This is a genomic window from Serratia sarumanii (assembly GCF_029962605.1).
Taxonomy (GTDB): domain Bacteria; phylum Pseudomonadota; class Gammaproteobacteria; order Enterobacterales; family Enterobacteriaceae; genus Serratia; species Serratia sarumanii.
Genome location: NZ_CP124750.1, coordinates 1,070,220 through 1,087,085, shown reverse-complemented (window position 1 = coordinate 1,087,085; position 16,866 = coordinate 1,070,220). Strand labels below are relative to the sequence as shown.

Genomic DNA, 16,866 nt, shown 5'->3' with positions numbered 1-16,866 from the left:
TAACATTGCTGTTGGCCGAGATTAATGCTTGTTACCCTTGCCTGTAGCCTGGACGTCAACGCACTTTCTGTTAAAAAATTAAAGAAAGTGATTAATGACAATATAGCGGAGTTAGTGCCGGCGCTGACCAGCGGACTGAGTTTTTATTCTGAAAGCGCACGCTATGCCGAAGATTCATTAGAAATACTTGATATAGTACGACAAGGTGACGGCGATTATTCAATGAGTTATCGCTATAAGTGGGGCATTTTTAATGCCTGTCTGGATATCAACAGCGAAGATATCATCAACGACAGCGTACGGTTCCGAGTGACGGAGCGGGGTTTAATCTTCGACATCATTGATAACTCACGGCCATCAACTGCGGATGAATTGTAAGTTTACGTAATAACTGCAGGCCAAACGCGAAAAAATGATTTATATTCATTTTACGGGAAGTTTATTTAACCACCGTTAAGCTGCCTCCGTCCATGATGTAAATCAGCTTACTCACATAGTGTTATCACACCGCAATTAAGACTTACGGAGGGGATGATATGGATGAGTATTCGCCTAAGCGACACGACATTGCTCAGCTCAAATTCTTGTGCGAAAATTTGTATGATGAAGGTATCGCTACCCTGGGAGACAGTCACCATGGGTGGGTCAACGATCCGACGTCCTCCGTCAACCTGCAGCTTAATGAGTTGATCGAACATATCGCTTCGTTTGTGATGAGTTATAAAATTAAATACATGGACGAATCAGACCTGTCGGAGTTAGTCGAAGAATATCTCGACGATACCTATACGCTGTTCAGCAGCTACGGTATCAATGATTCCGACCTGCGCCGCTGGCAAAAAACCAAGGCGAGATTATTCAGAATGTTCTCAGGAGAGGACATCTGTACGACAATGAAAACTTAGGGGATAATTATTCCCGAGCTATTTTACGGTTATTAAACTAAAGGCCACCATGACTAAAACCGACTATCTGATGCGTTTACGTAAATGCACCACGATTGATACTCTCGAACGTGTTATTGAGAAAAATAAGTACGAGCTTTCCGATGATGAACTGGAGCTGTTTTACTCAGCGGCCGATCACCGTCTGGCGGAGCTCACCATGAACAAACTGTATGACAAAATCCCCACCTCCGTTTGGAAATATGTCAGATAATCATCCCCCAACGCGTTGAGCCGATGCTTTTATCGGCTTCAATGTTCAAACTGAATACGTATTTTTCCTATTGACAATGAAATGTTAATTACGTTCATTTTTATCGTTAATAATAAATAGAAACAATTCTCTGTTCCTGTCCGGGGTATTACGCCTTAACGCGATTAACGCGTGCTGTCTCTCGCACTCCCTGCTTATCGGCCACACGCGTCACGGTCATGCCGTCGCTCTTCCCTATTACCTTCGCGGCCACGCCGCCGCACTGCCTCGCCGGGCGGCGTGATCGCCCCGTAAAATCAGAGCATGCGGCGCAAAATCGCCTGCCCGGCGAAGCAGTGGTGTTTAATCACCGCCGCTATGTGCAGCACGACCATGGCCGACAGCGCGATGCACGAATAACGGTGCACGGCGAAAAAGAAGCGGTTAACGTCGAGATTTGCTATCGGGCGAGGGAAGTCGATCGCACCGAAAACGGCAAAGCCGTGCTCCAGCATAAGGAATCCACTGAGCAGCACCACGAAAATCAGCAGGTAGAATATTTCGTGCAGCAAATGCACCAATCCCTTCTCGTGCCCTTGCAGCATATCGCCATAGGGCACCTTAGGCCGGAAAAAACGCCAGATAAAGCGCGCCGCCATCAGCGGTGTCAGCACCAAGGCCAGCGACATATTGGTCACGGAGAAAAAGGCGAAGATGCGTGCATCCGTCATAAAATGCAGTGAATAACCAACGATCATTACGTAGATCATCACGGCGGCAATGCCCCAATGCAGTAACCGACTGAAAAGATCGTAACGGGCAGGTTCGTGTGACATAAAACTCCTTTAAAAGCGGCCATCGCTGGCCGCTTGGCTATCCGATTTACGCTTACTTTTTCACGACCCAGGCATCCTGCCAGTTGGAACCCACGCCCGGCTCAAAGTGAGTCGCGCCGCTGTTCCACTGCATGCAGTAACCGCTGTAAGGGAAAGGTTTGCACTGATATACCTTGCCGTCTTTCGGTTGCAGCACCGTGGTGCCGGCAGTGTATTTACTCAGCGCGTTCGGGAAGACGAAGTTATAGTCGCCGTTGCCGCCGCCACCGCCGGTGGATTCCGCTTCCAGGTTGAAGTTTTCGATATCTGGTTGAATGCTCTGCCCGTTGTCGTTGCTGGCGATCACTTTCAGCATGTGGTGGCCTTCGCTGACGTTGCTCAGCGCCATAGTCAGCGGCTGGCTGGCGTCTTCCAGCGTCGCTTTCACATAGCCTTTCTCCGTCTGGCCGTGGTCGTAAACGCGCGCTTCAACCGTCAGTTTGCCTTTGACCTCGGCATTGAAGGTCAGCTGAGCTTTGCCGTCCTTGATTTTGGTGCTGGACAGGTTGCCGATGCGGATCTCTTCGGTGATAGCCGGCGTTTCTTCCTCATAGGAAATCACCACGCTCTTCATCGTGCTGCCCTGCTTGGCGTAGACCGCGTTGTTGCCGAATACCGGATTGACGTTGCCTTTGCCGTCTTTCACCCCGGCACGCACCGCTTTCTGTTCGGCGTTGATCTTGCTGGCCAGCGCGTGACCCCAGCGGTTTTTGTCGGTCAGCGTCTCACTGTCGATCGCCAGTTCGGTTTTCATCGTCAGCACTTCACCGTCCGCATCGAAGAAGCGGGCGATCACCTTGTCGCCAACCTGCAGGTTTTTACCGGTGAGGGAACCTTGCAGCTGCTTGCGCCATTCCGACACGACGCCGTCGTCTTCGAAGTTAACGTCAACCACCTGATAGAAACTGTTTACCGTGTCATTGATTTCCCACACGCCGTAAATCACCTGATAGCCGGTTCTCTCCGGCACCACGCACTGGTGCACTTCGCGATCTTTTGGCGGCTTGGCATGGCCATCAATCTCGCAGAACGGCTCTTTTTCGAAGGCCTCGCGCGACAGCGGCTTGTTCACATCCCAGTCCTGTTTGGTGATGTAGTAACGCCAGTTATTGGTTTTGTGCTTGGCGGTGTGGTACCAGGTGAACGTCTGTGGCCCCGGCTTCATGGTATTCAACGCCCAGACGTTGACGCCCTGGCGATCCAACGACTCGAAGCCGTTCACCCCGCCGCTGGCCAGCTGGCCGTCGAGCGGCGTCGCGCCGCCAGGGAAGCCGGAAACCTGCTCGACGCTCTGCGGTTCCCACTGCGCCCGGCCGCAGTCGGTGTTGCTGCCCAGCTTGCACTTGTAGGCGCGGCTCTCGGGCACTTCGATATAACCGTGCGACCAGGCGGCCGAGGAGGCCGCGAGCGTTGCCATCATCAGGGCGATTTTGGATAATTTCATTACGACTCCAGTTAAATTTATTGGATTCCAACTGAGTGAGAAGAAACTCAAAGAGATGCGGCGATACCGCGAGAGGAATAATAAGTAGAAGCCCTGAACGCCCGGCACTTAGAATGCATTAAAATAATAAAACCTAATATCGTCATGATATTAAATGGCATGACAAACGTTTAAAATAATCCGGAAAGCGTGAAATACCGTAGCACCGAGCAAGAAAATAAATACACCGTACCAACACCGCAGAGAAAATAACGTGACATTGAAAAATATTGCCGCAGCGATCGTGGCATCCCTGCTGTTATCCGGCTGCCAGCACGTCGCCAAATCGGCTCCTGACGCCGCCACCCAACGCGACCAGCTGTCGTCGCTGGTCGGCGCCGGTCAATTTCTAAGAGACAGGTGCAACCGCGCCGATATTCCGGCCGGCGATAAGCTCGCGGCGGCGGCGCTGCAGGAAGCGAAGGAAAAAGATTGGACGCCGGCGCTCAATCGCGCCCAACTGCTTGCGGCGGGTAAACACGTCGCCGCGCAGCTGGAGGCCGACGCCACGCCGCTGCAGGAAAAGTGCCGTGGACTCAACCGCTCGCTGGCGCCTTTTTTAGCCCAGCTGCGTTAGCCCCCTATCGGCAGCGCAAGCCACTGACAGGCCACCGCGCCGGCACCCGCCGTCGCCAACCCCGGCCCGAAGGGCAGGGGTTGGGCCGCATCGCCGCCGCGCCACGCGCGCAGCAACAGCCACAGCAGGCTGCCGGCGGAGGCGAACAGCAGGATCGACGGCAAAGCGGCATAGCCGCCCCAGGCGCCAAGCGCCGCCAACAGTTTGAAATCGCCGTATCCCAGCCCCTCGCGGCCGGTCGCCAAACGAAATCCCCAATACAATAGCCAGAGCGCCAGATAGCCCGCCATCGCGCCAATGACCGCCGCCGGCAAAAAGGCCGGGTGCGCCAGGCAATGCCACAGTAAGCCGATCCACAGCAGCGATAGCGTCAGGCAATCCGGCAGCAGCTGACATTGGCTGTCGATCGCCGCCAACGCCAGCAACAGCGCAACCAACGCCAGCATGAAAAACCAATCCACCCCGATGCCGAGCCGCCAGGCCAGCGTTATCCCCATCAGCATCAGAAATAATTCCAGCAGTGGATAACGCACGGCAATAGGACGGCGGCAATAACGACAGCGGCCACGCAACAGCAGCCAACTTAATAAAGGAATATTATCGAACGCCGATAATTTTTTTGTGCATGACGGACAGAATGAACGCGGCCAAAAGAGATCGAACCGCTCGGCCTGCGCCGTTTCCATTTCGCGCTCAAGCATAATGGGCAGCCGATAAACGACTACGTTAATAAAACTACCGACGCACAAACTCAACACGGCGCTAAATAACAGCCAGTGTTCATCTGCCGCCGCATTTATAGCAAATAGCATGATTTTTTCTGATCCCTGATGATTCTTTCGCGTTGGTTACATCGACGGCTGCGTCGTTACCCGCAGCAGGTTGACCTGCACTACGCCCGGCGCCTGCTCCGCGCGCTCCACGGCGAGCGCCAGCACGCGGATGCCATACTCACGCTGCAGGGCGGCCAGCCACGACAGCAGGCTTTCAAACGGCACGGGCGGCAGCCCCACCTGCATCTGCGCATCACTTTCCGTCAGGGCGATGATGGGGATGCGGAACGCCTGCGCGCTCTGCCGCAGCCGCTCCGGCAGTTGCTCGCGCGCAGCGGCATCCGGCGGCAAGCGCGCCTGCAGTTGCTGGATGACGCGTGCCTGCCCCTGCAACGCGGCCAGGCGCTGTGCGCTTTTCTGCGCCTGTGAAAACTGATACAGGCAGTAGCCGCAGGCTGCCAGCAGCAACAGGCTTAACAGCACCGCCCGCCGCAACGCCTTATCGCGCCACCCGATATTCATCGCTCACCTCTCACCGTCAGGATCGCCTGGTTGGACGCACCGCCTTCGCTGAACGCCATGCTGACCTCGCCGTCGTTAACCGGCGCCGGCAGCGGCACGTCGTTTCTGTTCACCGTCACCACCAGACGATCGTCGGCGGCGTCGAAAGCCAGCGCCTGCAGCTGCTGGGGCGCCCATAACGCGAGCGCCCCGGCCGCGTAGGGCAACAGCCTGAACAGCTGCGGCGCATTCAGGGCATCCTGCATACGCCGCACCCGCGCTTTCACCGCCTGCTCGGCAAACGCCGACGCGGCCTGGCCCGGCAGCAGGTGCCGTGAGAGCGCCGCAATCTGGCTCTCGCTCTGCCGGGCCATCTGTTGGTGGTGCAAACCGCCCACCAGCAGCGAACCGCTGAGCAACAGCAGCGCGCAGGCGGTCTTGTCGGGCAGGCGGCGCGGCCAGCGTACGCTCGGTTTGAAACGTCCCTGCAGCAGCGTGAATGTACTGTTCCAGGCCTCTTCCGCCAGTCGCCAGAGCGGATCCTCGTCAATGCGCGCCGCTTCCCAGCCCGCCGGAACCTCCCCGCCGCGGTGCAGACACCAGTCCGGCGTCGGCAGTGAAGCGCAGCCCAGCCAGGCGTCGGGCAGCTGCATTCCCTGCCCGTTTCCCGTTCGGATCAACCAGTGGTTGCGCCAATGCAGCGCGCTGCATTGACCGGGCAGCGGCAATGCCAGCACGTCGGGCAGCATTTTATCGGCGCGAATGCCGCTGGCGCTCAGGCGCTCGACCCATTCCTGCATCTGCGTCAACGCGACGCCGGCGAGGGTGAAATCGCGCTGCGCCTTGTCCAGCACCGCCCAGTGCATCTGCTCGGCATCGGCCAACAACCCGGCCTCATGGGCGTAGGCCAGCGCCAACGGCGTCGCCTGCCGGGCCTTGCCCTGGAATGTCGTTTGCCTCAGCGCCACATGACGGGCAGGCACCAACACCACGACGCGGCTGCCCTGCGCCATGGCCGCCAACTCGCCGCCGCCTTCGGTCAGATCGAGGTGGGCGGCGAAACGGCAACTCGTCTCGCCGACGCGGCCCCAGCGCACATCGGCCATCAAGTCCTCGCTCAGCGCGATAAGCAGGATTGTATTCGCCACCCTTTACCCCTCCCCTCTGTCGAACAGGCGTCCGCTGACCGTGACGCCTGACTGGCCCGGTTGCAACGCGCTGACGAGCCGATAGCGCCCGTCGTTCAGCGTCAGCTGCAGCTGCGCAATCCAGCGGCTATCGTCGAACGTCAATCGCTCGCCGAGATCGTCGTCACCCAAGTCTTGCAGCGCTTTTTCCTGCGACAAAAACGCCAGCGTCTGCCAGCCCTGCGGCGGACGGGCCGCCAGCAGCTCCCGCAGCCGTTCATCGCTCAGGGCGTTCATCAGCATCGCCCGCAGCAGCGGTAATTGCGCCTCGCTCACGGCATCCGGGTTGATGCGCAGTTCGGCATCCGGCGCCGCACAAAGCTGCGGTGCCAGGCGCAGGTAAAGCTCACGATCGATGCCGGCCAGCTCCCGCAGTTCGCTGACATTCCCCATCAGATACCCCTCGTCATCGCCCCTGGCGGCGATGGCCTCGGCAATCGCGCCCGCCTGCGCGTCGGCGATCCCCAGGTTGTTCAGTAACAGCATGAATATCCGCCTCTCCTTATTGGGGGGAACCCCCTCGCTATCCCCGGCCTCCGTTGGGCCGGCGGCGCGGATCAGGGCGTTTAGGTTGAAACAGGCATCGACGCGGCGCAGGCGTATCGCCACCTCCCCCTCTTCGGTACGCATCCTGAACGCCGCTCCTGATGCTCCCCAAGCCTTGCGCTTCTCTCCCGCCTGCCGCAATCGCTGTTGGGCGTAGATCTCCCCGCCCAGCAGCAGCCATTTGGCCTTCAGCCGATCCTGTTGAGACTGGGTGCGCGCCAGCGAACGCTGCCAGTTGTCGTTGATATTGATCGCCACGATCGCCATCAGCGACATCAGCAGCAGCACCATCAACAGCGCCATACCGCGTTGTTTTTTCATGATGGCCTCGCGGCGGGCACCGTGACGATGCGGCGCACCTCCCCCAGCGCGGGGGTTTCGACGACGATCTCCACCGCCTGCGGCAGCAGCCCGCCGGCGCGCCAGGCCGTCAACCATTCGCCCTGCAGGTAAAAACGCAGGCGGAACCGCGTCACCTCCGGCAGCAGCAGCACGCTGCGCGCCGCCGCCTGCGGGCTGTCCAAACTCGGATAGCTGAGACGCTCGAGCCGCCCCTGCCGGTAGCGATACACCACCCGCTCCAGCGTGGCGCGCGGCAGCCGAGCGTGTGGATTCGGCCAGCCGTTTCGGATCAGCAGCAGCTGTATATCCGCGTCCTCGCCCACCGTCTGCCGCACCGCGAACTCCGGCACCGCCGGCAAGCGCTTATCGCCAATCGGCGCCCGCGCCTGCGCATGAGTGAAATCGCGTTCGACGATCGCCAGCGCCCGTTGCAGCTGGGTCAGCTGCGTCGATTTGCGCCGGGTGATTTCATCGCTTTTCAGCACGCCCCTAAAGACCGCCAGCGCGGTGAGCGACAGCATGGCGAACAGGGCGATGGCCAGCAGCATTTCCACCAGCGTAAAACCGCATTGCGAACCGCGTTTCATGGCAGTGCCCTGTAGGCCAGCATCTCCACCAGCGCGTTGCGATCCTGCGGATCGCGCCGGACTTCAATCGCGATCGCCCGCATTCCGGCGTCGCTGGTCTCCTGCCCGCGATAGCGCCAGTGCCAGGTTTCACCGGCCATCGCCGCAGTGCCCGAATGCCAGGCCAGCGTCGGCGGATGCGGGTCGAGCTGCAGCAGCGTCAACTGGTTGTCCGCCACCCACAGCGCAACGGTCTTGGCTTCGATCGCGCTCAGGCTGCGCACCTGGCCGCCGGTGCTGTTGATCAGCGCCAGGCAGCCGATGGCGAAGATCATCAAGGCCACCATTACCTCCAGCAGCGTCATACCCCGCTGGCGTTTAATTTTCCGCGTCATCGCAACGAATATCCGTCGTTTCAAATACGAAGTAACCGGGTGCCTGCAATCGCCACTGGCACTTGCCCTGCGACAGCGCCACGCTGAACGCCGTGGTTTCGCCCCCCGGATACAGCCACACCTGCGGCATCTGCGCCGCCGCGTCGTCAAGCGTGACGGCTTGCCCCTCAACGCTCAGCCGCAGCGCGATGCCCTCCGGCAAAACGTATTCATCCCGCCCCTCTTCGGCGGCGACGCTGCGCCAACCGCCGCTGGAGAACGCCACGCCATAACTAACCCCTTCACGTTCGGCCCGCTCGGCGAGGGCATACAGCCAATGGTTCAGCCGCTCCCCCTGCCGTGCCAACGCTTTCTCATCCGCCGGAAAACTCAGCATCACCAGGCCGCTGGTCACCCCCAGCAGCAGCAATACCAGCATGATCTCCAGCAGCGTAAAGCCGCGTATGCGCCTCATGGCGCGTCGGCGTCGGCCACCCAGTTGCCGATATCGTCATCGGTGTCGGCGATGCCGTCCGGCCCCAGAGAAAACACGTCCAGCTTGCCGTGACGCCCCGGATTACGCAGACGATACTCCTGCCCCCAGGGATCTTGCGGCAACCGGCGGATATAACCGTCTTCGGGATAATTCCTCGGGATCGGCGCCAGCGCCGGCCGGGTCACCAGCGCCGCCAGCCCCTGTTCCGCGCTGGGATAACGCCCGTTATCCAGCTTGTACATATCCAGCGCGTTCTCCAGCGCCACGATATCGCTGGCGGCCTTTTGCCGATCGGCCTTCTCCTTGTTTCCCATCAGGCTTGGAATGGTCAGGCTGGCCAACAGCCCCAGAATGACGATCACCACCATGATTTCCAGCAGCGTAAACCCTCGCTGCCGCGACCTGCGCATCTTGCTGATATGACTCACTTTACTCTCCATTAACGGCATGATTAGCCGACCATATTATTGAGCTGCAATATCGGCTGCAGGATGGCCAAAATGATGAACAGCACCGAACCGGCCATCGCGATCACCAATAAAGGCTCGAAAAGCCCCAGCGCCAGCGTGATTTGCCGGCTGAAAGCCTCTTGCTGCATCGTCGCCGCCCGCTCGAGCATCATGTCCAGCTCACCGCTGCGCTCGCCGGACATGATCATGTGCCGCATCATCGGCGAGAACAGCGCGGTGCCCTCGAGCGACGGCGATAACCCTTCGCCCTCCCGCACCCGCTCCATCGCCGCCAGCAGCCGTTCGCGGGCGGCGTCGTTGCCCAACACACCGGCGCTGATGCGCATCGCCTCCAGCAACGGCACCGCGCTGGCGTTCAAAATGCTCAGCGTTTTGGCGTAGCGCGCCGTATTCACCGCCAGCGACAGTTTGCCGACCAGCGGCAACCGCAGGATGAACGCATGCCAGCGCACGCGCCGCGCCGGATCCCGCAGGCGATAGCGGAAAGCGCCGAGACTCGCCAGCGCCAACATCAGCGCCAATGCCCCCCATTGGCGCAGCCCGTCGCTGGCGCCGAGCAGCATCCGGGTCGACAGCGGCAAGGTCTGTTTCATATGCACAAACTGTTCGATCACCTTCGGCACCACCGCCGTCAACAGGATCGCCACCACGCCGATCGCCACCGCCGTCAGCACCATTGGGTACACCAGCGCCTGCACGATCTTGTTCTTCATTTGCTGGCGCTGTTCGACATAGTCGGCCAGCCGCTCCAGCACCGGCGCCAGATGGCCGGAAATCTCACCGGCCGCCACCATGGCGCAGTAGAGACGGTCAAAAATCCGCGGATGCTGCCCTAGAGCCTGCGCCAGCGGGAAGCCCTCCAGAATGCGCTGCCGCACCTGAGCCAACGCCGCCTGCAGGCCTTTTTTCTCCGTTTGCCGCGCCACCGCCATCAACGCTTCCTCGAGCGGCAGCGCAGCGGAGAGCAGCGTCGCCAGCTGCCGGGTCAACAGCGCCACATCGCCGCTGCTCACGCCGCTCATCCAGCGGCCAGCCAACATGCCGGCGAAAACGGGCCGCCCGCGCGCTTGCACCGCCAGCACCTGCCACCCCTTTTCACGCAGGCGATCGCGGGCGTGGCGCAGAGAATCCGCCTCCAACACGCCGCGCTGGGCGCGCCCCTCACGGTCGCAGGCGCGATAATCAAACTTCATCGCCGTCCCCTTCGCGCGTCACTCGCAGCACTTCCTCCAGGCTGGTCTCCCCGGCGCGCATCTTGGCGATCCCATCCTGGCGCAGCGGCAGGTAGCGTTCGGCGGCCAGTTTCGCGATGTCCAGCTCGCCGTCACCGCGATGGATCGCCATGCGCATCGGTTCATCCAGCACCAACAGTTCGTGCAAGCCGATTCGGCCGTGATATCCCTGCCCGCCGCAGGCCTCGCACCCCAACGGGCGCCAGCAGGTCACCGCCTGCGTCGGTGGCAGCCCCAGCAGGCGCCGCTGCGCGTCAGACAGCGCATAAGGCTCGCGGCACTGCGGACAAAGCCGACGCACCAGGCGCTGCGCCAACACGCCACTGAGCGAACTCGAAAGCAGAAACGGTTCGACCCCCATGTCCCGCAGCCGGGTCACGGCGCCGATCGCCGTGTTGGTATGCAGGGTCGACAGCACCAAATGCCCGGTCAATGAGGCCTGCACCGCGATCTGCGCCGTTTCGCCGTCGCGGATCTCGCCGATCAGCACCACGTCGGGATCCTGCCGCAACAGCGCGCGCAGGCCGCGTGCGAAGGTCATGTCCACCTTGGGATTCACCTGAGTCTGCGCGATGCCGGCCAACTCATACTCGACGGGATCTTCGATCGTCATGATGTTGCGCTGTTCATCGTTGATCTGGCTCAGCAAGGTATAGAGCGTGGTGCTCTTGCCGGAGCCGGTCGGCCCGGTGACCAAAATAATGCCGTGCGGCTGGCGGATCAGACGCAGCAACGCCTGCTGGTGCGCCGGCGCCATGCCCAGGCTGGGCAGTTCGAGCCGCACGCCCTGTTTGTCCAACAGGCGCATGACCACGCGCTCGCCGTGGCTGGCCGGCATCACCGACACCCGCACGTCGATCGCCCGCCCGCCGACCTTCAGCGCCATGCGCCCGTCCTGCGGCACGCGCTTCTCGGCGATATCCAGCTTCGACATCACCTTGATGCGCGACACCAGCAGCGCCGCCAGCTTGCGCTGCGGTGCCAGAATCCGCCGCAGCGCGCCGTCGATGCGAAAGCGGATCACCAGCTCGCTCTCGTAGGTTTCGATGTGGATATCGGAGGCGCGCTCTTTGATCGCCTCGCTCAGTAAGGCGTTGATCAGGCGGATAATCGGCGCATCGTCCTGTTCGTCCAACAGGTCTTGCTGCTGCGGCAGCTCTTCGGCCAGCGCGTAAAAATCCAGTTCGCCGCCCAGATCGTCGATCATTCTCTGCGCCTGGCCGCTCTCCTGCTGGTAGTGCGCCACCAGCCGTTGATCAAAAGCCTCCACCTCCAGCCGGGCCAGCGCCGGCACGCCGGGCAGGCAGCGGTAGGCCTCCATCAACCCGGCGTGGCTCGTTTCAGGATGGCAATACATTTGGATGCCGCTCTGCCCATCGACGGCCAGCACGCCATGCTGGCGCGCCCAGGCGAAAGGCAGCAGCGGCCCCGCGGAACGGCGCTTCACGGGCGGGCTCCCCGCGGATAAAACGCGTCGATACTGGCAACGGTGGCGAGAAACGCCCGATTGTCGAGCGCCTTCTTATCGCCGGCGATCTCGCCGCGCAGCGCGTCATTCAGCTCACGATCGTCCTGCTGCTCGGCGTCGAACTTGCCTAACTTGCGTTGGCTCTGCCGGGCATACCCCTCGGTGCTGCGAATGATGGTCGGGCGGATAAACAGCATCAAATTGCGCTTGCTCGCTTTGGTGGCGGTCGAGCGAAACAGCGCCCCCACCAGCGGGATCTTGCCAAGGATCGGCACGCTGCTCTCCAGCTCCGAGTTGGACTTGTCCAACAGGCCGCCCACCACCACGGTTTCGCCGCTGTCCACCAGCACCGTGTTGTTGACCGTGCGGATATTGAAGGTCGCCCCCAGCGAATCCGGCGTGGCGCCGGCGCTGTCGGCAACGCTGGAGACCTCCTGTTCGATCTGCAGCAACACGGACTGGCCCTGGTTGATCTGCGGTTTGACCTTGAGTTTGATCCCCACCGTCTTGCGCGACACGGTATTGAAGACGTTATCGCTGTTGGTGGTTTGCGAACCGGTCAGGATCGGCACATCCTGCCCGACGCTGAACTCCGCCTCGGCGTTATCCAGCGTGACGATGCTCGGCGTGGCCAGGATATTGTTTTGGTTGTTGCTGGCGATGGCGGACAGCAATACGCCCCAGTTACCGCTGTAGAAACCGGTCATCAGGCCGTTGGCCTTGCCGAACACGTCGCTCATGCCGTTTTCGAACCCCGCCGACACCCCGGGCGCCGAGCCGGCGAACTGCGTGCCGCCGCCGTATTTGTTGGCCCACTGCACGCCGATGTTCAGCCCCTGCCCATCCTGCACTTCGACGATCACCGCTTCGACCAGCACCTGCGCGCGGCGCACGTCAAGCTTGGCGACCACCGCCTCCAGATCGCGCATCACGTCCGGCGCGGCGGTGATGATCAGCGCATTGGTCTGCTCATCGGCCTTGATCACCACGTTTTTCAGCAGCGCCACGTTGGCGGCGGCGCTCTCTTTCTCGTTTTGCAGGCCCGCACTCACGCCGGTCAATACCTCGACCAGGCTCTGCGCCTTGGCGTATTTGAGCGGAATAACCTGGGTATTGCCCTGGGTGACGCTCTTGTTATCCAGCTGATCAATCAGTTCTTTGGCGTGTTCGCGGGCCCGATCGTCCCCGGCGATCATCACGCTGTTGGTTCGCTCATCCGCCACCAGCCGCAGCGAGCTCGCGCCGGCCGTACGCCGCTTGCCCTCTTCGCGAAACAGTTCGTTCACCATGCGCGCGATCTCCGGCGCCGCCGCATGCTTCAGCGCGAGGGTCTCGATCCGATTGCCGTCGTCCTGATCCATCTCCCTGACCAGCTCGAGCAGGCCGTTGACCACGCTGGCCCGGCCGGTGATCAACAGCGCGTTGCCCTGCTCGTAATGCGCCACGCTGCCCACGCCGATGCTGTCGTTAAGCTGGCGCAATATCGGCGAAACGTCCTTGGCCGCGATATTGCGCAGCGGCACCACGCGCATCACCACCTCATCCCCTTCGGCGATCGCCTCTGCGCCGTTTTGCGCCAGCGCGGCTCTTTTTCCCTCTTTGGCGGCAATCACCTTCAGGACGTTGTTGGGCATGCCGATGACCGTATAGCCATAGACGTCCAGCACGTTGAGAAAGAACTGGTAATACTGCTTCTCGTCGAGCTGTTCGTAGCTGCGCACCGTGACCTTACCTTTCACCGCCGGATCGATAATGATGGTTTTGCCCAGGTTTTTACTGACCGTATTGATAAATTCCTGAATGTCCGTGCCTTTGAAATTGGCAGAGAATTGCTCCGCGCGCGCCGCGCCCCCCAGCGCGATCATGACGGCCGCCGCCGCCAATGCGCGCCATAAGCCGGCGCTCCAGCCTGGGCCGGAACGATAAATGAAATGCGTAATCACAATGTCGCCTTATGCTATGAAACACCCCGCGCCGAAACGGCGCGCCGGCTACTCTTTAAACGTCAGCGTGGCGTAATAGCCGTTTTCATCGAGCAGTATTTTATTTTTCACTATCCGCACGATAACGGCATTGCTGCCGGCCAGACGGTCGCCAACGCCATAACCGGTTTGCTTGCCGCCATGCTCGACGATGACCAGGCTTTTTTTGGCGTTGTCGCTGAACAGCAGGCCGGCTATCTTGCCGAGCGCTGCGGCTTCCGGCGCGTTAGCCAGCAGCTCGGCACCGATCGCCCATTCGCCGACTTTATACCCGTGCGCCTTTTCGCCGTTTTTCGCCGCTTGATAGCGGCCAAACCAGTGCGCGTCATGAATTTTTCCGATGTCATCTTCCTGAGGAAAGACACTATGACGCACCGGCCCGCGCGCGTTTTCACGGCTCGGCTCAACGGGCGTGCCATCCCCGGCCACCATTCGCCATCCCAGCTGGAGCATGAATGCCAGATTTATCAGGCAGAAAAGTAGAATAAGAAGGTCTGTCAACCGCTTGCTCACGTGCCCCCCGGTTATTCAACGGTGTCAACGCTAAGCGGAAATACCGACCACCATCGCGACAGAAAACAGCAGCGTGATGATCAGGGCCACTTTATAATTCACGGCGTCCAACCACGTTCGCCGGCGCTTATTAGCCGATGGCGACGGGCATTCCCCCTGCAAATTAGCGGCCGCGCGCTCGCAGGCCTGAAAGCTCAGCATCACGCCAAATCGGGGAATGGTCTTGATCACCTCGCCGGGAATACCGTGGCGTGAGAGCAAAGAACGGCATTGGAATATCATCTGATAATAATTGTTGTCGCTGATGGTCTCATGATTGCAAAACCAGACCGCGCGAATAATGTCGTTCTTCTTATAAATACCGCTCAACAGGCACAGCATGAAGCGCCGCTGTAATTCGGTCATTTCAATGAGCACATTCTCTTTTTTAAACAACAGCGTTTTTTCATTGTTGTTTAATATCACCAACTCATTTTCCAACAGAGTCTCGTTCAGGGCAATGTTATGTATGTCCATCTCTCGCCTATCAGTTTAATGAAGTCCAAAGGCTCTTGTGCCATCACCTTTGCACGCATGCGGCGAGATGCATTTTCAATGAAAATTAATAGTTCGCCGTTTCAAGAGCGGCCTCAATTAATCATGCGAAAAACATTCATGCAACTTATTTCTTTAATATAAACAATATAAAATTAATATGGCTACACCGCATCGCCTTAGATTCATTAAATCATTTAAAAACATGATGATAGCCGTTTTTATAAAATAGCTAAATCACCATTAAATTTGATTAACAATGAAAAAATAGGCATTCACGCATAATAACCCATGTTATTAGCTGCGTGCGAAAAAGGCAGGCGCGAGGATATAAAAGGTAACCAGAATACACCTTAACCCATATAAAATAGCATGCACATCAGGATTCAATATTGCATAAAAACATCGGCGAGTAAGCATCGCTAAACATCAACGTATTCTTATCCACGCTGCGAATATGATAAAACGTCGATTCAGTGCTGAAAAAGTAAGTATACACCTCGTCCGGCAAGGTATCACGCGGCGAATAATTCACCTCGCCATAGTGGAAGCGATAAAAACTGCCTTGCGAGACGTAGCTGAAGTTAACCCGTCGGTTGACGAAATACTTCTCTTCGCCATCGTTGGCCAGGCCCGACAGCATCATCACGCCCTTATCGCCGGACAAAAAGATGTAGTTTATTTTTAGCGACAGCTGGATATCATCGTGCGCCGCCTGCGCGTCCAGCGAATTGAAATAATTAAACGTGGCGTTCGCTTCGCAGGACAAATCGCCGAAGCCATGATGGCTGCGCACCAGGGAATACACCACGCTGCCGGTCAACACGCACAGGCCGACCAGCGTGGCTGACAAGATATTTAACTTTTTTTCCATGCCCGGATGTACTCGCTCTCACAATTATGCAAAACGGCCGCACTGTCCTTCGTGCATTTGGCGATAAACTGGCGTCCGCTGTCTTCACTGGCATTATGAGAACGGTTAACCTTGGTGATGATAATCTCACCGGGGCGGCAACGCTGGCCATAAAGATCCTTACGGATCAAGAACTGCAAATAGTCGTCCTGATGATTCTCCAAAAAATGGCCGGCATAGTAGATCGGGCAGCCGTTCACCGTACCGACGTAAGACAATACCTGCTTCTTTTCACTGTCGCGATGATGTTTGTAATAGATGAAGCACAGCGCCAGAAAAGATAATGGCACGACGATCGATAAGCTGCGCAGCAGAATAAAAAAATAATGGTGGGTATTTTTTGACGCCGCGGCGGATGCGGGCGATGTAGCGGGAACGTCCGCGGCGTGGGGAGGCTCAGGCAAATCAATCCGCAGCCGCTCTATCGATATTATTCTATTGAGTCTATACCCCTTTTTAGAGAGGGTAACGATCAGGCGCTCGTTGAAACCGACAGACGTCAAGGCCCGCCGCGTCAGGCTGATATATTGATTTAACGTCGCGGAAGAAGCGCTCAAGCCGTGATCGCTCCAAACCTGTTGCAACAGCGTTTCCCGGCTTACCGCCTCGTGGCCATGCTCGAGCAAGCATTTGAATACTCTCGAATTGACGCTGGATAAGAAAACTTCCCGTCCCTTCTTTATACTCTTCAATGAACCGTTTTCAGTGTTAAATGTAATATCTTTATCAATGATATAAATCATGTTCAGCCTGACAGCGCACACGGGTTATTATTTAAACTTATTCAGCCAGTTCGTCGACCGCCGCGAAGCGCGGATAGTTTTTTCGCAACGAGAATAAACCATACTAACGCCATCCCAACAGGCGTGCAACTTTAAGAATTTTCCCTATCCCTGC

Annotated in this window: 21 protein-coding genes and 1 pseudogene; 4 read left to right on the top strand and 18 right to left on the bottom strand. The window is 58.6% G+C overall.

The window, feature by feature from the left end:
* Positions 1-24 precede the first annotated feature (24 nt).
* The 3 genes from SSARUM_RS05100 to SSARUM_RS05090 all read left to right on the top strand — a co-directional run bounded on the left by SSARUM_RS05100 (position 25) and on the right by SSARUM_RS05090 (position 1,158).
* Positions 25-378, top strand: coding sequence for a hypothetical protein (locus tag SSARUM_RS05100; protein ID WP_060422005.1), 354 nt, complete (start codon positions 25-27; stop codon positions 376-378).
* A gap of 158 nt (positions 379-536) precedes the next feature.
* The gene (tomB, locus tag SSARUM_RS05095) at positions 537-905 is read left to right on the top strand and encodes an Hha toxicity modulator TomB (RefSeq protein WP_004940312.1); all 369 of its coding nucleotides are present in this window, start codon (positions 537-539) and stop codon (positions 903-905) included.
* A gap of 49 nt (positions 906-954) precedes the next feature.
* A complete protein-coding gene (locus SSARUM_RS05090; protein ID WP_004940313.1) occupies positions 955-1,158 on the top strand; it encodes an HHA domain-containing protein in 204 nt (67 codons plus the stop codon).
* A 296-nt stretch (positions 1,159-1,454) separates the two neighbouring features.
* Here the strand turns inward: SSARUM_RS05090 and SSARUM_RS05085 are convergent, their stop codons facing one another.
* Both SSARUM_RS05085 and gbpA read right to left on the bottom strand, forming a co-directional pair.
* Entirely contained in the window at positions 1,455-1,973 is a 519-nt protein-coding gene (locus SSARUM_RS05085; RefSeq protein ID WP_033647275.1) for a cytochrome b, read from the bottom strand.
* Between the two features lie 52 nt (positions 1,974-2,025).
* Positions 2,026-3,456 (bottom strand): N-acetylglucosamine-binding protein GbpA, encoded by a 1,431-nt coding sequence (gene gbpA / locus SSARUM_RS05080; protein ID WP_033637339.1) that lies wholly within the window; start codon positions 3,454-3,456, stop codon positions 2,026-2,028.
* A 253-nt stretch (positions 3,457-3,709) separates the two neighbouring features.
* Here gbpA and gspS point away from each other — a divergent pair, with 253 nt between their 5' ends.
* Positions 3,710-4,072, top strand: a complete 363-nt coding sequence (gene gspS / locus SSARUM_RS05075; RefSeq protein WP_060429632.1) for a type II secretion system pilot lipoprotein GspS — start codon at positions 3,710-3,712, stop codon at positions 4,070-4,072.
* Here the strand turns inward: gspS and SSARUM_RS24575 are convergent.
* The 16 genes and pseudogenes from SSARUM_RS24575 to SSARUM_RS05000 all read right to left on the bottom strand — a co-directional run bounded on the left by SSARUM_RS24575 (position 4,069) and on the right by SSARUM_RS05000 (position 16,712).
* The gene (locus tag SSARUM_RS24575) at positions 4,069-4,575 is read right to left on the bottom strand and encodes a prepilin peptidase (protein WP_317518803.1); all 507 of its coding nucleotides are present in this window, start codon (positions 4,573-4,575) and stop codon (positions 4,069-4,071) included. The genes gspS and SSARUM_RS24575 overlap by 4 nt on opposite strands.
* Before the next feature lie 30 nt (positions 4,576-4,605).
* Positions 4,606-4,773, bottom strand: a pseudogene (locus tag SSARUM_RS24570) (prepilin peptidase); the annotation flags it as partial.
* A 147-nt stretch (positions 4,774-4,920) separates the two neighbouring features.
* Positions 4,921-5,367 (bottom strand): type II secretion system protein GspM, encoded by a 447-nt coding sequence (gene gspM / locus SSARUM_RS05065; RefSeq protein ID WP_033647279.1) that lies wholly within the window; start codon positions 5,365-5,367, stop codon positions 4,921-4,923.
* A complete protein-coding gene (gene gspL, locus SSARUM_RS05060; protein WP_060418273.1) occupies positions 5,364-6,494 on the bottom strand; it encodes a type II secretion system protein GspL in 1,131 nt (376 codons plus the stop codon). Before gspL ends, gspM begins: the two co-directional genes overlap by 4 nt.
* Before the next feature lie 3 nt (positions 6,495-6,497).
* On the bottom strand, positions 6,498-7,400 hold the full coding sequence (gspK, locus tag SSARUM_RS05055) for a type II secretion system minor pseudopilin GspK (protein WP_060429630.1): 903 nt from the start codon (positions 7,398-7,400) through the stop codon (positions 6,498-6,500).
* The gene (gspJ, locus tag SSARUM_RS05050) at positions 7,397-8,008 is read right to left on the bottom strand and encodes a type II secretion system minor pseudopilin GspJ (RefSeq protein WP_033653252.1); all 612 of its coding nucleotides are present in this window, start codon (positions 8,006-8,008) and stop codon (positions 7,397-7,399) included. Before gspJ ends, gspK begins: the two co-directional genes overlap by 4 nt.
* Complete coding sequence (gene gspI, locus SSARUM_RS05045; protein ID WP_223182041.1) at positions 8,005-8,382, bottom strand: type II secretion system minor pseudopilin GspI; 378 nt, start codon at positions 8,380-8,382, stop codon at positions 8,005-8,007. Before gspI ends, gspJ begins: the two co-directional genes overlap by 4 nt.
* Positions 8,366-8,836 carry a prepilin-type N-terminal cleavage/methylation domain-containing protein gene (locus tag SSARUM_RS05040; RefSeq protein WP_060429628.1) on the bottom strand — a complete coding sequence of 157 codons (471 nt, stop codon included), beginning with the start codon at positions 8,834-8,836 and terminating at the stop codon, positions 8,366-8,368. The genes gspI and SSARUM_RS05040 overlap by 17 nt, the downstream gene beginning before the upstream one ends.
* Positions 8,833-9,267, bottom strand: coding sequence for a type II secretion system major pseudopilin GspG (gspG, locus tag SSARUM_RS05035; RefSeq protein ID WP_047730782.1), 435 nt, complete (start codon positions 9,265-9,267; stop codon positions 8,833-8,835). The genes SSARUM_RS05040 and gspG overlap by 4 nt, the downstream gene beginning before the upstream one ends.
* A gap of 41 nt (positions 9,268-9,308) precedes the next feature.
* Positions 9,309-10,520 (bottom strand): type II secretion system inner membrane protein GspF, encoded by a 1,212-nt coding sequence (gspF, locus tag SSARUM_RS05030; RefSeq protein ID WP_060429625.1) that lies wholly within the window; start codon positions 10,518-10,520, stop codon positions 9,309-9,311.
* Positions 10,510-12,006 (bottom strand): type II secretion system ATPase GspE, encoded by a 1,497-nt coding sequence (gene gspE, locus SSARUM_RS05025; RefSeq protein WP_033647287.1) that lies wholly within the window; start codon positions 12,004-12,006, stop codon positions 10,510-10,512. The genes gspF and gspE overlap by 11 nt, the downstream gene beginning before the upstream one ends.
* On the bottom strand, positions 12,003-13,892 hold the full coding sequence (gene gspD, locus SSARUM_RS05020) for a type II secretion system secretin GspD (protein WP_033647511.1): 1,890 nt from the start codon (positions 13,890-13,892) through the stop codon (positions 12,003-12,005). Before gspD ends, gspE begins: the two co-directional genes overlap by 4 nt.
* Positions 13,893-14,018: 126 nt before the next feature.
* The gene (locus tag SSARUM_RS05015; RefSeq protein ID WP_072264956.1) at positions 14,019-14,522 is read right to left on the bottom strand and encodes a type II secretion system protein N; all 504 of its coding nucleotides are present in this window, start codon (positions 14,520-14,522) and stop codon (positions 14,019-14,021) included.
* Between the two features lie 30 nt (positions 14,523-14,552).
* Positions 14,553-15,038 (bottom strand): winged helix-turn-helix domain-containing protein, encoded by a 486-nt coding sequence (locus tag SSARUM_RS05010; RefSeq protein WP_033647291.1) that lies wholly within the window; start codon positions 15,036-15,038, stop codon positions 14,553-14,555.
* A gap of 397 nt (positions 15,039-15,435) precedes the next feature.
* The gene (locus SSARUM_RS05005) at positions 15,436-15,930 is read right to left on the bottom strand and encodes a FidL-like protein (RefSeq protein ID WP_033637327.1); all 495 of its coding nucleotides are present in this window, start codon (positions 15,928-15,930) and stop codon (positions 15,436-15,438) included.
* On the bottom strand, positions 15,915-16,712 hold the full coding sequence (locus tag SSARUM_RS05000; RefSeq protein ID WP_033637326.1) for a winged helix-turn-helix domain-containing protein: 798 nt from the start codon (positions 16,710-16,712) through the stop codon (positions 15,915-15,917). The genes SSARUM_RS05005 and SSARUM_RS05000 overlap by 16 nt, the downstream gene beginning before the upstream one ends.
* Positions 16,713-16,866: the final 154 nt, after the last annotated feature.

Excerpts from the sequence above, each read along its gene's own strand:
- SSARUM_RS05100 (WP_060422005.1), top strand. The coding sequence starts at position 25 with ATGCTTGTTACCCTTGCCTGTAGCCTGGACGTCAACGCACTTTCTGTT.
- tomB (WP_004940312.1), top strand. The coding sequence starts at position 537 with ATGGATGAGTATTCGCCTAAGCGACACGACATTGCTCAGCTCAAATTC.
- SSARUM_RS05090 (WP_004940313.1), top strand. The coding sequence starts at position 955 with ATGACTAAAACCGACTATCTGATGCGTTTACGTAAATGCACCACGATT.
- SSARUM_RS05085 (WP_033647275.1), bottom strand. The coding sequence starts at position 1,973 with ATGTCACACGAACCTGCCCGTTACGATCTTTTCAGTCGGTTACTGCAT.
- gbpA (WP_033637339.1), bottom strand. The coding sequence starts at position 3,456 with ATGAAATTATCCAAAATCGCCCTGATGATGGCAACGCTCGCGGCCTCC.
- SSARUM_RS24575 (WP_317518803.1), bottom strand. The coding sequence starts at position 4,575 with ATGCTGATGGGGATAACGCTGGCCTGGCGGCTCGGCATCGGGGTGGAT.
- gspM (WP_033647279.1), bottom strand. The coding sequence starts at position 5,367 with ATGAATATCGGGTGGCGCGATAAGGCGTTGCGGCGGGCGGTGCTGTTA.
- gspK (WP_060429630.1), bottom strand. The coding sequence starts at position 7,400 with ATGAAAAAACAACGCGGTATGGCGCTGTTGATGGTGCTGCTGCTGATG.
- gspJ (WP_033653252.1), bottom strand. The coding sequence starts at position 8,008 with ATGAAACGCGGTTCGCAATGCGGTTTTACGCTGGTGGAAATGCTGCTG.
- gspI (WP_223182041.1), bottom strand. The coding sequence starts at position 8,382 with ATGACGCGGAAAATTAAACGCCAGCGGGGTATGACGCTGCTGGAGGTA.
- SSARUM_RS05040 (WP_060429628.1), bottom strand. The coding sequence starts at position 8,836 with ATGAGGCGCATACGCGGCTTTACGCTGCTGGAGATCATGCTGGTATTG.
- gspG (WP_047730782.1), bottom strand. The coding sequence starts at position 9,267 with ATGCGCAGGTCGCGGCAGCGAGGGTTTACGCTGCTGGAAATCATGGTG.
- gspF (WP_060429625.1), bottom strand. The coding sequence starts at position 10,520 with ATGAAGTTTGATTATCGCGCCTGCGACCGTGAGGGGCGCGCCCAGCGC.
- gspD (WP_033647511.1), bottom strand. The coding sequence starts at position 13,892 with ATGATCGCGCTGGGGGGCGCGGCGCGCGCGGAGCAATTCTCTGCCAAT.
- SSARUM_RS05010 (WP_033647291.1), bottom strand. The coding sequence starts at position 15,038 with ATGGACATACATAACATTGCCCTGAACGAGACTCTGTTGGAAAATGAG.
- SSARUM_RS05005 (WP_033637327.1), bottom strand. The coding sequence starts at position 15,930 with ATGGAAAAAAAGTTAAATATCTTGTCAGCCACGCTGGTCGGCCTGTGC.
- SSARUM_RS05000 (WP_033637326.1), bottom strand. The coding sequence starts at position 16,712 with ATGATTTATATCATTGATAAAGATATTACATTTAACACTGAAAACGGT.